We start from the raw sequence: 12,874 nt of genomic DNA on the forward strand, positions 1-12,874 counted from the left end.
TTATTTTCATCGATAATACTGGTAGACATCGTTGATTAAAGTGAATTGCATGAAACTTCTTGAGCCCTTTTTGAGCTGGCAGTCCGAAATGCAGGCAATTCGGCGCGATATCCACGCCCACCCAGAGCTCTGCTACGAAGAACAGCGCACAGCAGATTTAGTCGCGGAAACGCTACAAAAGTGGGGAATCCCCATTCACCGTGGCCTCGGTGGAACGGGCGTGGTGGGCATCATCACCGGACGCACGCCGGGAAAGAATGCAATCGGTTTGCGAGCCGACATCGATGCGCTCCCCATGCAGGAGCTCAACACCTTCGAACATGCCAGTCGCCACGCCGGGAAAATGCATGGATGCGGCCACGATGGTCACACTGCGATGTTACTCAACGCGGCACGTTACTTGGCCGAAACCAAAAACTTTGACGGAACGGTCTACGCTATTTTCCAGCCTGCTGAGGAAGGTGGTGCCGGCGCCAAGCGCATGATGGACGATGGGCTATTTACTAAATTTCCCATGCAAGCGGTTTTCGGGATGCATAACTGGCCTGGCCTCCCCGTCGGAGAGTTCGGCGTTACCGCGGGCCCCATCATGGGCTCGAGTAACCGCTTCTCGATTAAAGTCCGAGGCAAAGGCGGCCACGGCGCCATGCCTCACTTAGGGGTCGATCCCGTCATGACTGCAGTGCAAATTGCCCAAGCGCTTCAGACCATCATCACACGTAACCGACATCCCCTAGAGGCGGCTGTGTTGAGCATTACGCAGATTCATGCTGGCAGCGCAGACAACGTCATCCCGACTGACGCAGTGATGGCCGGTACCGTGCGGACCTTTACCCTAGAGACACTAGATCTCATCGAAAGACGTATGCGTGAGGTGGCACAGCACACGGCAGCAGCGATGGGTGCCGAAGTGGATTTCACCTTTCACCGGGTGTATCCCCCAACCATTAATCACCCGGCTGAAACTGCATTTTGCGTAGACGTCATGAGAGAAATCGTTGGCGATGCGCAAGTGAACGATCATGTCGTACCAACGATGGGTGCAGAGGACTTCGCTTTCATGCTGCAAGAGGTGCCTGGCTGCTATGTTTGGATCGGTAACGGCATGGGGGAACATCGGGACGCAGGTCACGGTCTGGGTCCATGCATGCTGCACAACGGCTCCTACGACTTCAATGACGACTTGTTGCCCTTAGGGGCAACCTACTGGGTCAAGCTCGCCGAAAACTGGTTCAAGCGATAAGGCGCAGATCGGAGTAGTATCTCGGTCAATTCTTAAACAGCCGGCCTCTCTCGCATGTCCCAACCTGCCCTCGCAAGCGCATCCCCTTGGCGCGACAAACTCAACGGTATGCTTTTTGTTGGGCTTTTAGCCGCTGCTGTTGTTCAGCTGGCCGGCATCCCCTTCGTGAAGACACTTGGTTTTAGTCCTTTGGTCATAGGGATCGTCTGCGGCATGTTGTATGGCAATTTTTTACGTGGAACCATGCCGGCCGAATGGGGTGCTGGCGTCCACTTCACTGCCCGCAGATTATTGCGGGTAGCCGTGGCGTTTTACGGCCTAAATATCAGCGTTCAGCAAATCATCGAGGTTGGGTTGCCCGGGCTGATCGTATCGGTTGGAATCGTGGTGGGCATTCTGGTTCTGGGCACCTGGATCGGCACCCGCGTGCTCAAACTCGATCGGGATACTGCCATGTTAACTGCCTCGGGCAGTGCCGTCTGCGGAGCAGCCGCAGTCTTGGCTTTTGAGTCCACGCTCAAATCTGACCCACACAAAAGTGCCGTTGCTGTGGCCACCGTGGTTCTGTTTGGCACGATCTCTATGTTCTTGTACCCCTTGCTATACCAAGCTGGCTGGATCGACATGGATACGCGGGCCTTTGGTATTTTCTTGGGAGGCGCAGTGCATGAGGTCGCGCAAGTCGTAGCTTCTGCCAGCAATATTGATCCAGCCACCACAGAGATTGCGACAATCGTCAAGATGACGCGTGTGGCGCTGTTAATCCCTATTTTGCTTTTAGTGGGGCTATGGCTCCAACGCACAGCGATCGCTGCAGCAGCACCGGGCGAAAAGAAACCGAGTCTACCCATCCCATGGTTCGCTATCGGCTTTCTGGTGCTTGCGTTGATCCATTCCGCAGGGGTCATCCCCCAGAATGTTCTGGAAGTACTCCGCGCGCTCGATATTTTCGTTCTGACCATGGCCATGACAGCGCTCGGAATCGAGACGCGCTTTGCCAAAATGCGCCAAGCCGGACCCCGTGTCATGGCACTGGGTGCGATCTTGTTTATACTGCTCGCATGCGGCGGCTATGCATTGGTCAAAATCGTGACCTGAGTCGGCATAGCTTGAGCCACACGCAGTTATTGACCCCCTCGTTGGCACGGGCTCCCCATGACGCAAATAACTCCTGACGTGCCCGTCACTGCTCGGCGACTTGACCCCGAGGACGCTCAGCTCGCACTCGCGAAAGTGCAAGAGCTATTGCAACGCCATGAACTCGTTGAAAACCTCGTCCACCGTCAAGAGGAAAACGATCAGCGCGCTAATTTAGTCGAAGGCTTACTGCAACGGCAGCACGATGCAGAGCTCACTGCGCTGGTCAACGACCTACACCCGGCGGACATCGCTTTCATCTTAAGCTCTGTTCCCAACCTAGAGCGCCAAATGATTTGGCGGTTGGTGAGCGCCGAACATGATGCGGACGTTTTGCTTGAGGTCGATGACTGGGTACGTGAGTCGCTCATCGAAGCGATGGATCGTAAAGATCTCGTCGCGGCGACCGGCAACATGGATGCCGATGAACTCGCGGACCTAGCGCCCGACTTACCCGCCGACGTGGTGGCGGAAGTACAAAAGGGTCTGACGATCGAAGAGCGGGCACGTTTGATTGAAGCCATGGGTTACCCAGAAGATAGCGTGGGTGGCATCATGGACTTCGAGATGGTGCGCGTCCGTGAAGACGTCACTCTTGAAGTAGTGCTGCGCTATCTCAGACGCCTACCCGAACTACCTGACCATACTGACCAGATTTTTGTTGTAAATCGCTCGGACAAACTGTTGGGTACGCTCACCCTATCTGCACTCCTCGTCAACGAGCCCGAAGTTGATGTCAGTCAGGTAATGAGTACGGAATACCTGTCGCTCAGCCCCCTGGATTCCGACTCCGACGCCGCTGGTGCGTTCGAACGCTACGATCTGGTCTCGGCACCTGTTGTCGACGACCTAGGGCGTCTCGTTGGCCGCGTGACAATCGCCGAAGTGGTGGACGTGATCCGAGAAGACTCGGACGAACAAGCGCTGTCTCGCGCTGGTATGCAAGAGGAAGATATTTTTGCGCCAGTCACCATGGCACTGCGTAACCGAGCGCCCTGGCTTATCCTGAATTTATGTACCGCAGCGACTGCCTCTTTTGTGGCCTCGCTGTTTGAGGCTACCGTCAGCACGATCGTTGTACTGGCATTTTTAATGTCGATTGTGGCCGGTATTGGCGGGAACTCCGGCAATCAAACAATGACTTTGATCATCCGTGCTCTTGCTGTTGGTCGTATCACACCGAAAAATGTTTGGCCTTTGGTCAAGCGCGAGATGCTGGTCACCTTTTTAGTGGGACTGCTGGGTAGCACCATTGCTGCGGTCTTTGCTTGGCTTATTTCACATTCGGTTTCAATCGCACTCGTCATGATGGGTGCCATGATCTGCAATATGCTTGTAGGTGCCAGTATCGGGGTCCTGGTGCCGGTGGTGCGAGCGCGTTTAGGTAAAGATCCCGCCATGGGCTCGTCTGTACTGCTAACTTTTGCCACAGACTCCTTAGGCTTCTTTATCTTTTTAGGCTTAGCGACGTTGTTTTTGATCTAGCCGAGTCAGGCTTAATTCAATGTTTGCGCGGAAGCCAACACGCGATTGACGTGGGTGCCGATACGACCTACATCCATGCCATAGACGTGTATCGACACAGCAGGTTCTGCAGCCTGATTGCCCAAACGATGAATAAACTCAAGCCCAGCGTGCCCGCAAGCGCTATAGCCTGGCTCGCGAGTGAATTGACTGATCAAGTAGGCATGCCGTTGCGAGCTATCCCACTGATAAAAGCCTTCCGTTAACTCGCCAGCCAAAATACGGTAAGCGCACCAAGCGTAGTGTGCATGAATCGGACTACATTGCTTGGAGCCCCACACAAGACCCACTGCAGTGAAGCGCCCCAAAGGATCTGCATGCAATATGTGACGCGTGTAACTCTGCGTCGATCTGGGGAGCGCTAGAACTGCCGCACAAAGGTCTACCGCCGCCCTTCGTTCAAGCTGCTGGCCTATCGCTTGTCGCATTCGGTAAGGAACGAGATCAGGCTCACTCAAACAAGCGGCCTCGAGGTCCGCCGACAACCCAGGCACTACGCGATCAAGGAAAGAAATCGGCAAGTCAGCTTCCGGGGTTAATTCCAGGTTGACTTGCCGGTCAGCACGCAGCTGAGGGAGGAGACTAGACATGGCAATATGATAAATAGCCTTCTTAAGAAATAATTTGCTAATTTTGTTGTTTTTATTATTTAATTAGAAAATTTTTCTTAATTTAATAAAAAAATAAGATTAAAAATGCAAATAGATAAAAAAGACAGGGAAATACTGCGTTTAATGCAAGAAGATGCGAGTTTGTCTCTCGCCGACTTGGCCGCGGCGGTGAACCTAACTCCTACGCCTTGCTGGAGACGCATCCAAAAACTGCAAGCTGAGGGTGTCATTCAAAAGCAAGTCGCGATTTGTGATGCGCGCAAGCTAAACCTCGGGCTCACGACATTTGTGACGATCCGAACTAGCCAACATAACGAACAGTGGATGCAACGTTTTGTCGACGGCGCAACGAGCATCCCAGAAATTGTTGAAATCTATCGCTTGAGTGGCGATGCCGACTATTTGCTAAAAATTGTCGTGCCAGATATCGATCGCTATGACAGCGTCTACAAAAGACTGATTCGCTCTGTTGACCTCTTAGATGTGAGCTCAGCCTTTGCGATGGAGACCATCAAGTGCACCACTGCACTGCCGCTGGATTACGTGCAGTGAGTTTAGTCCCGAGTCTCCTGCGGAGACGGTTCGGCCATCCATGCCCGCATCAGTGTGTATGTGACAGCAAGAGCCACGGGACCAACGAAAATCCCAATCAAACCAAACCCAATCAAGCCGCCAATCACCCCTGCAAAAATCAATAACAAGGGGAGATCTGCTCCTCGCTTGATCAACATCGGTCGCAGAAAATTATCCAGACTCACCACAACCAAGCTCCAGACTAACAAAAATGTAGCCCAGCCCATGTTCCCTTCCCAGTACATCCAGGCGACTGCAGGAAACAACACAAGACTAGGACCCGCCTGGGCGATACAAAGCATCAACATCGCTGCCGACAAGACTGCAGCAAAGGGCACTCCCGCGATCACAAGCCCCAACCCGCCAAGCACAGTCTGGACGAGAGCGGTCACGCCTACTCCCAACGCCACCGCGCGAATCGCCTGACCGGCCAAGACAATCGCGTCTTCGCCTCTCTCGCCAGCCAAACGCTTACCAAAACCTCGCGCCATCGCTGCACCAGCCTCACCCGAGGCATACAAGATCGTAGCAATAACAACTACCAACAGAAACTGAATCAGCATTCCGCCCAAACCACCAAATTGCGACAGCAACCACTTTCCAGTCGAGCTTGCATAGGGCGTAATGTGGTCAAGTGCGCCCGAAGCTCCCCCATCAATGAAACCCTGCCAAGCCGTTGCAATTTTTTCACCAACATAAGGAATAGCCTCTACCCAATCAGGCGGGGGAGGTATTCCATTGTCCATCAACGTCTTCCAGAACGAAGTCAGTTGTTCAGAACGATCCGCGATTGTCGTAATGGCCCACCAAAGTGGGCCAACCAGCAGAAGCAGCATTCCAATTGACATGACGGCAACGGCAGGGGTACGACGTCCACCAAAAAGCCGCTCGAGTGCAATGAGCCAAGGCCAAGTAGCCACAACAACCATCGTGGCCCAAACCGTTGCAGCAAGGAAGGGACTAAGCACCCAAAGCGAGAGTGCGAGTAAACCGACGATAAAGAAAATTGCTAGGGTGCTGCGTGTCAAGTCATGTTGCATTGTCTGGATTCACCCTAGCTAACATCGCGTTATTTAAGCTGCCCGTGGCAGTGTTTGTATTTCTTACCACTACCGCAAGGACATGCGTCGTTGCGCCCAACCTTGGGAAGAATGTTTCGGACAGTCCCTGGGTGGTCCGAAGCCGGTGCTGCAGCCTGTTGCGCTAGCTGCTCAGCCTCTTGATACTCAGTGTGCTGGTATTGCACATTCTGCATTTGCACGGCTTGGGCCGCCTCTTGCTCTGCCTGTTGGATTTCTTCTTGTGTCTGAATCCGTACCGTCATTAGTAAGCGAATGACATCATCACGGATTCGATCCAACATGTTAGAGAACAACTCGAAGGCTTCGCGCTTGTATTCCTGCTTAGGATTCTTTTGCGCATAACCACGCAGGTGAATACCTTGACGCAAGTGATCCAGCGCCGACAGGTGCTCACGCCACTGCGTATCAATCACCTGCAGCATGACTGACCGCTCAAAACCCGCCCAAGACTCAGCACCCACCGTGTCAACTTTCTGACGGTAGGCTAAACGTGCAGCCTCAAGGACTTTTTCCAAGACGTCTTCATCATTAATGCTCTTGGTATCTTGGACCATCTGCGCGATTGGCAATGCAATTTGCCAGTCAGCTTCGAGCGCCATCTGTAAGGCATTGATATCCCACTGCTCTTCGACTGAACCTGGGGGTACATGCTTTGTCACCAAATCAGTAAACGTGCCATCACGTAGATTATCAACTGTCTCGGTGATTGCTTGCGCCTCGAGCACTTCGTTGCGCTGCGCATACAGCACTTTGCGCTGATCATTGGCAACATCGTCGTATTCGAGCAGTTGCTTACGCACATCAAAGTTACGACCTTCAACTTTTCGTTGGGCTGTCTCGATTGAACGAGACACCATACCGGCTTCGATCGGCTCGCCTTCCGGCAACTTCAATCGCTCCATAATTGCGCGCACGCGATCGCCAGCAAAAATACGCATCAGCGGATCTTCTAGCGACAAATAGAAACGCGACGAGCCTGGGTCGCCTTGTCGTCCAGCACGACCACGGAGCTGATTATCAATCCGGCGCGATTCGTGACGCTCGGTACCTATGATGCGCAGACCACCAGCGGCTTTAACGCTATCGTTCAGCGGTTGCCACTCCTGACGGATCGCATCAACCTGTAATTGCTTATCGGCGTCTGACAGAGACTCGTTGGCGCGTACTGTTTCAATCAGCTTTTCAATGCTACCGCCCAACACGATGTCAGTGCCACGACCCGCCATGTTCGTCGCAATCGTAATGTTTCCGGGCTTGCCCGCCTGCGCGACGATCTCAGCTTCGCGTGCGTGTTGCTTAGCGTTGAGCACTTCATGCCGCAGACCGGATGCCGTCAACATACCCGACAGCAATTCCGAGTTTTCGATACTCGTCGTTCCTACCAAGACCGGTTGCCCGCGCTCTTGGCAGTCGCGTATGTCTGCCTCAATCGCCTTGAACTTTTCTAATGCGGTTTTAAAGATTTGATCATTTTGATCGGCGCGCACCATTGGACGATTCGTGGGCACAATCACTGTTTCGAGACTGTAAATTTCTTGGAACTCATAAGCTTCTGTATCGGCCGTTCCGGTCATACCCGACAGCTTTTCGTACATCCGGAAGAAGTTCTGGAAGGTAATTGAAGCAAGCGTCTGGTTCTCAAGCTGAATCTTCGCACCTTCTTTTGCCTCGACGGCCTGATGCAAGCCATCAGACCAACGACGTCCGACCATCAAACGACCCGTGAACTCATCAACGATAACAACTTCGCCTTCTTGCACAACATAATGTTGATCACGATGGAATAAATTGTGTGCGCGCAACGATGCCATCAAATGGTGCATCAAACTAATATTACGTGGCTCATACAGTGACTGGCCCTCCGGCAACAACCCGAGGCGTGTCAGAATACCTTCCGCTTGCTCGTGCCCCGACTCGGACAAAAACACCTGGTGGTTTTTTTCATCGACCCAGTAATGTCCCTCTGGTTCTGGCTCTTGAGGCTTCGGCTCCGTGGCCATGCGAGTAAGCAACGGTGGCACTGCGTTCATGCGAACGTATAGTTCCGTGTGATCCTCTGCCTGACCAGAAATAATCAAAGGCGTACGGGCCTCATCGATCAGGATCGAATCCACCTCATCGACGATTGCGTAGACAAGCGAGCGCTGGCGTCGATCTTCGACACGGTACTCCATGTTGTCTCGCAGATAATCAAATCCAAATTCATTATTCGTGCCGTAAGTGATATCAGCACGGTAGGCTGCAATTTTTTCTTCGTTAGTCTGTTGAGGCACTACCACACCAACTGTCAGACCCAAGAAGTTATAGAGCCGGCCCATCCATTGCGCATCCCGCCTGGCCAAATAGTCGTTGACGGTGACCACATGCACGCCACGTCCACCTAGAGCATTCAAATAGACGGGCAAGGTTGCCATCAGCGTCTTACCTTCGCCTGTCCGCATTTCAGCGATCTTGCCCGAGTGTAAAACCATGCCGCCAATTAACTGCACATCGAAGTGACGCATCCCAAAGACACGCACACCGGCCTCCCGCACGACAGCAAAGGCCTCGGGTAGTATCGAGTCTAACGTGCTACCTGCTTCAATCCGTGATCGAAAGTCATCTGTTTTCGCCCGCAACTCCGCATCAGATAAGCCCTGCATCTGAGGTTCAAGCGCACTGATCTGATTGGCCTGGCGGCGCAATTGCTTCAGCAAGCGATCATTTCGTGTACCGAATATTTTTTTAAGCAGAGAAAGCATGCGTATGAGACCCGGGCAATTTTGCGTGACAAGCACACAAACTAAACTAAGAAAATATTAGCAAAACACCAAAAAAGACTGGCGGTAAGGTAGTCAGTTTAACGCAGGCGTGGTCGCCATGTAACACCGGAGGTTCCGACCGACACTGGCTGGGCTAGTGATTGCTCAGCAACCATCGGCTGCCCCGCTAGAAATACCCGCGGATCAAGAGGACGATCGTCTTGTCTGACCTCGAAGTGCAGATGTGGCCCCGTCGATAGCCCCGTTGAGCCAACTCGCGCGATCAACTGTCCACGCGTGACAAGCTGGCCCTCTTTCACCAGAACGACCTTGGCATGCGCATAGCGGGTGATCAAGCCTTCTCCATGATCAATTTCAACCATATTTCCAAAACCACGATGCTGCGCCACCGTGCGAACAACGCCACCCGATGCTGCACGGATCGGGGTGCCCTCAGGTGCGCTAAAGTCCAAGCCCTCGTGCATACTCATTTGTCCGTTAAACGGATTGCGTCGCCACCCGTAAGACGAGCTTAAATAGGGATAAGACTCAATTGGCATGGCCGTTGGCAGACGCGCGACCGTGGCCGCGCGCTCGGTGACAGCCAGATCAAGCATCGAGAAATAGTCACTTTGACGCGTCAACCGCGCTTGCACAGCGTTAATTTGGCTCTCAAGCTCTGACAATGGACGCACGTGCGGCCCCGGTGGCAATGGAACCCACAAATCGTCCAACACAACTGCCGCCTCAGGCGTCTCAGAGGCAACACTCACATCACCGTCGGGCAAACCTGCTACCTTGGCGACCCGCCGCCCCAGGCCGTCCAGACGCTTGATGGTCGCTTGTAACTCACCCACCTTTGTTGCCAGTAGGTGTACCGTCTGGTTATCCGCCGCAACACTCGCCGACGGGCTAGGCGCCATCGCTGCCACTACGAGTGCGGATGGCTGGGTCTCCGGCTGTAACTTCCAGACCAGGCGCTGCAAAACTGCGCCTGCGATCATTGCAGCAACCAGCAAGAGGGCAACAAGCACCACCAATCTACTTACGCTCAGCGTAATTGGTGCATACTGCCCTTGTCGAGACGGCATAATTATTAACTTCATTAACTTCCTTAACTTATGGCAAGTCCACCACCCCGCAAGACGCGCTCTGCATCCCCTTCAGGAAGCGCTCATTTGATCGGCTGGTTGGGCCATGACTCTCAAGCAGCGAGCGTTCTCGCAACTGCGCAAGCGCACCTAAAACTTCGAGCGGCAATCAGAGAAGCGATTCCTCCCGCAATGCGAGGCGCATTTGAAGTGATCAAACTCGAGCCGCACTGCTTGACACTCATGGTTTCGAGTGCCGCCTTCGCCGCAAAGTTCCGCCAAATTGCACCGAGAGTGACTGCTCACTTGCAATCGGCTGGCTGGAACGTAAATGAGATCAAACTACGCGTTCAAGGAGGGCTGGGGCTACCTGAAATCAAAAAACCAGAAAAAGAAGCCCGTGCGTTGGATCAAAAAGACCTGCAAGCGTTTGAAGAATTGAATAAAAATCTAAGACCGGGCCCACTCGCTGATGCGGTGGCTAGATTGCTAGCTCATCATCAGCCGAATCAACCGGAGGTTAAGCCAGCTTCCACTCTTGTCGAAACGCCGCAGGCGCCTCTGATACCGAAGAGTAAGTAACCAACTCCCAAGCATCTTGCTGAGCCAACAAGGCCCGAACAAGTTGATTATTAATTGCATGCCCGGATTTACACGCCACATAACGTGCAACAAGTGGCTTCCCGATTAGATACAAGTCACCGACCGCATCTAGGATTTTATGCTTGACGAACTCGTCGTCATAACGAAGCCCGTCGACATTCAAGACGCGATACTCGTCCATCACAATTGCATTGTCGAGACTGCCACCACGCGCCAAGCCCGCGGAGCGCAAAGCTTCGACTTCGTTTACAAAACCAAAGGTTCGAGCACGAGCAATTTCTTTCACATATGAGTGCGTCGCAAAATCAATCTCGGCGAAGCTCGCCGTTGAGTCGATTGCGGGATGCTGAAAGTCGATCGAGAACGCGAGGGAGAACCCTTCATGCGGCTCCAGACGCGCCCATTTCGCTTGATCTCCTTCGCCTTCGCGAATCTCCACAGGTTTGAGCACCCTTAAAAACTGCTTGGGTACAGCCTGCTCTTCAATACCGGCTGAGCGCAAGAGATATACAAAAGTCGCTGCGCTGCCATCCATGATGGGGACTTCTTCGGCGGTCAGATCGACATGCAGATTGTCGATTCCTAAGCCGGCTAACGCAGACATCAAGTGCTCGACCGTCGATACGCGCGCTGCACCCTGCCCAAGAACGGAAGCCATGCGTGTGTCTTTCACCATGCCCGCTTGAGCAGGTAAGTCCACGACTTCCGGTAAATCGATGCGGTGAAACACAATACCCGTGTTAGGCGCCGCTGGACGCAGGGTCAATTCAACCCGTCGGCCGGAATGAAGGCCAACGCCAGTGGTTTTTACGAGCTGTTTGATCGTGCGCTGGCGAAACATATAAGCAGGCTAGTCTCTTGAAATCTTAATGAATTGTACTTTTTTTTCACGGACATTGCACCGCACAATGCGCAAAATCCCTCCTCGAATACTCAGCCAAAACCACGCCCGAGCCTGGGGAGGGCCCGTGCGTGATGCCAACGCCCAACTAGGGCGCCGGCAAAGGGAGCAATCGATACTACTTAATCGGCTTGGCGACGCAGAAACGCAGGGATGTCGTAATGCTCCATCCCCGCAGTTTCCAATGCGCGAACCTGGGCCGAGGCTTGAGTACGCGGGTTACGCAATACCGATGGGACGGCAAAGTCCTGCTGCTGACCACCAACCGGCATATTGTCCGTGCCTGTGCGCTGGACTTCAAACGTTTCCACCCCCGGCACTATGTGCGGGCGACTTTGCGCACGACCCAAGCCCGTTGCCACAACCGTCACACGCAAGTTGTCTCCCATCGAATCATCGTAGGCCGTACCAAAAATGACTGTCGCCTCTGGCGAAGCAAAGCCACTGATGTGATCCATGATGGCCCGAGTTTCTCTCATCTTGAGCGTGGAGCTGGCGGTGATGTTCACCAACACACCGCGTGCGCCATTCAAATCGACACCTTCGAGTAACGGACATGCAACGGCTTGCTCTGCAGCAAGTTTTGCGCGATCTGGTCCAGACGCAACGGCTGTTCCCAACATCGCCTGACCCTGTTCGCCCATAATCGTCTTCACGTCTTCAAAGTCGACGTTCACGTTACCTTCAACGTTGATGATCTCAGCGATGCCAGCGCAAGCATTGTGCAATACATCGTCCGCTGCCTTGAAACAATCTGACTGCGTTGCATCCTCGTCCATCAAGTCATAGAGGTTCTCGTTGAGGACCACGATCAACGAATGCACATATTTGGACAACTCGGAAATACCTTCTTCGGACATCTTCATCCGCTTATGGCCTTCGAAAGAGAAGGGTTTGGTGACTACACCAACGGTCAGAATGCCCAACTCTTTGGCAACCTCGGCAACTACAGGACCCGCACCTGTTCCCGTACCGCCACCCATACCGGCTGTAATGAAGACCATATTGGCTCCGCTTAACGCCGAGCGAATTTCTTCGCGCGCCAGTTCAGCTGCAGCACGGCCTTGATCAGGCTTAGCACCTGCGCCTAAGCCTGTACGGCCCAGACGAATTTGCACCGGTGCATTCGTTGCGGCCAACGCTTGCGCATCGGTGTTGCAGCAAATGAAATCCACACCTTGTACGCCAGACTTAATCATATGGGCCACAGCGTTTCCGCCTGCACCACCGACACCGACCACCTTGATGACCGTGCCTTTATTTGCGTTATCTAACATTTCAAACATCATGATTGACTCCCTCAAGTCTAAATAAGTAAACGTTTCTAAAATCCCCAAACTACTTTTTAGAAATCGCTTCAAACTCGCC

At 53.3% G+C, this 12,874-nt stretch carries 11 protein-coding genes; 5 read left to right on the forward strand and 6 right to left on the reverse strand.

The window, feature by feature from the left end:
• The first annotated feature begins 49 nt into the window (after window positions 1-49).
• Genes KZZ10_RS14090 through mgtE form a run of 3 tightly spaced genes read left to right on the forward strand, consistent with a single transcriptional unit; the run spans window position 50 to window position 3,865 of the window.
• On the forward strand, window positions 50-1,243 hold the full coding sequence (locus tag KZZ10_RS14090; RefSeq protein ID WP_259662151.1) for a M20 aminoacylase family protein: 1,194 nt from the start codon (window positions 50-52) through the stop codon (window positions 1,241-1,243).
• Between the two features lie 54 nt (window positions 1,244-1,297).
• On the forward strand, window positions 1,298-2,341 hold the full coding sequence (locus tag KZZ10_RS14095) for a YeiH family protein (RefSeq protein ID WP_259662152.1): 1,044 nt from the start codon (window positions 1,298-1,300) through the stop codon (window positions 2,339-2,341).
• 57 nt (window positions 2,342-2,398) lie between these two features.
• Window positions 2,399-3,865, forward strand: a complete 1,467-nt coding sequence (mgtE, locus tag KZZ10_RS14100) for a magnesium transporter (protein ID WP_259662153.1) — start codon at window positions 2,399-2,401, stop codon at window positions 3,863-3,865.
• 11 nt (window positions 3,866-3,876) lie between these two features.
• Here mgtE and KZZ10_RS14105 read toward each other — a convergent pair whose 3' ends face one another.
• Window positions 3,877-4,494, reverse strand: coding sequence for a cysteine dioxygenase family protein (locus KZZ10_RS14105; protein ID WP_259662154.1), 618 nt, complete (start codon window positions 4,492-4,494; stop codon window positions 3,877-3,879).
• A 111-nt stretch (window positions 4,495-4,605) separates the two neighbouring features.
• On the opposite strand from KZZ10_RS14105, the gene KZZ10_RS14110 reads away from it, so the two are divergent.
• Complete coding sequence (locus KZZ10_RS14110) at window positions 4,606-5,067, forward strand: Lrp/AsnC family transcriptional regulator (RefSeq protein WP_259662227.1); 462 nt, start codon at window positions 4,606-4,608, stop codon at window positions 5,065-5,067.
• 2 nt (window positions 5,068-5,069) lie between these two features.
• Here the strand turns inward: KZZ10_RS14110 and ydiK are convergent, their stop codons facing one another.
• The 3 genes from ydiK to KZZ10_RS14125 form a co-directional block, all read right to left on the reverse strand.
• The gene (gene ydiK / locus KZZ10_RS14115) at window positions 5,070-6,128 is read right to left on the reverse strand and encodes an AI-2E family transporter YdiK (protein ID WP_259662155.1); all 1,059 of its coding nucleotides are present in this window, start codon (window positions 6,126-6,128) and stop codon (window positions 5,070-5,072) included.
• A 29-nt stretch (window positions 6,129-6,157) separates the two neighbouring features.
• Window positions 6,158-8,911, reverse strand: a complete 2,754-nt coding sequence (gene secA, locus KZZ10_RS14120; RefSeq protein ID WP_259662156.1) for a preprotein translocase subunit SecA — start codon at window positions 8,909-8,911, stop codon at window positions 6,158-6,160.
• A 98-nt stretch (window positions 8,912-9,009) separates the two neighbouring features.
• Complete coding sequence (locus KZZ10_RS14125; protein ID WP_375372580.1) at window positions 9,010-10,002, reverse strand: M23 family metallopeptidase; 993 nt, start codon at window positions 10,000-10,002, stop codon at window positions 9,010-9,012.
• Window positions 10,003-10,032: 30 nt separating this feature from the next.
• Here KZZ10_RS14125 and KZZ10_RS14130 point away from each other — a divergent pair, with 30 nt between their 5' ends.
• The gene (locus tag KZZ10_RS14130; protein WP_259662158.1) at window positions 10,033-10,584 is read left to right on the forward strand and encodes a DciA family protein; all 552 of its coding nucleotides are present in this window, start codon (window positions 10,033-10,035) and stop codon (window positions 10,582-10,584) included.
• Here KZZ10_RS14130 and lpxC read toward each other — a convergent pair.
• Together lpxC and ftsZ are read right to left on the reverse strand one after the other, a co-directional pair.
• Window positions 10,523-11,446 carry a UDP-3-O-acyl-N-acetylglucosamine deacetylase gene (lpxC, locus tag KZZ10_RS14135; RefSeq protein WP_259662159.1) on the reverse strand — a complete coding sequence of 308 codons (924 nt, stop codon included), beginning with the start codon at window positions 11,444-11,446 and terminating at the stop codon, window positions 10,523-10,525. The genes KZZ10_RS14130 and lpxC overlap by 62 nt on opposite strands.
• Before the next feature lie 182 nt (window positions 11,447-11,628).
• On the reverse strand, window positions 11,629-12,798 hold the full coding sequence (gene ftsZ, locus KZZ10_RS14140) for a cell division protein FtsZ (RefSeq protein WP_259662228.1): 1,170 nt from the start codon (window positions 12,796-12,798) through the stop codon (window positions 11,629-11,631).
• Window positions 12,799-12,874 lie beyond the last annotated feature (76 nt).

This window comes from Zwartia hollandica, from assembly GCF_019923725.1.
Lineage (GTDB): Bacteria > Pseudomonadota > Gammaproteobacteria > Burkholderiales > Burkholderiaceae_B > Zwartia > Zwartia hollandica.

Excerpts from the sequence above, each read along its gene's own strand:
- KZZ10_RS14090 (WP_259662151.1), top strand. The coding sequence starts at position 50 with ATGAAACTTCTTGAGCCCTTTTTGAGCTGGCAGTCCGAAATGCAGGCA.
- secA (WP_259662156.1), bottom strand. The coding sequence starts at position 8,911 with ATGCTTTCTCTGCTTAAAAAAATATTCGGTACACGAAATGATCGCTTG.
- KZZ10_RS14125 (WP_375372580.1), bottom strand. The coding sequence starts at position 10,002 with ATGCCGTCTCGACAAGGGCAGTATGCACCAATTACGCTGAGCGTAAGT.
- KZZ10_RS14095 (WP_259662152.1), top strand. The coding sequence starts at position 1,298 with ATGTCCCAACCTGCCCTCGCAAGCGCATCCCCTTGGCGCGACAAACTC.
- KZZ10_RS14105 (WP_259662154.1), bottom strand. The coding sequence starts at position 4,494 with ATGTCTAGTCTCCTCCCTCAGCTGCGTGCTGACCGGCAAGTCAACCTG.
- KZZ10_RS14130 (WP_259662158.1), top strand. The coding sequence starts at position 10,033 with ATGGCAAGTCCACCACCCCGCAAGACGCGCTCTGCATCCCCTTCAGGA.
- mgtE (WP_259662153.1), top strand. The coding sequence starts at position 2,399 with ATGACGCAAATAACTCCTGACGTGCCCGTCACTGCTCGGCGACTTGAC.
- lpxC (WP_259662159.1), bottom strand. The coding sequence starts at position 11,446 with ATGTTTCGCCAGCGCACGATCAAACAGCTCGTAAAAACCACTGGCGTT.
- ydiK (WP_259662155.1), bottom strand. The coding sequence starts at position 6,128 with ATGCAACATGACTTGACACGCAGCACCCTAGCAATTTTCTTTATCGTC.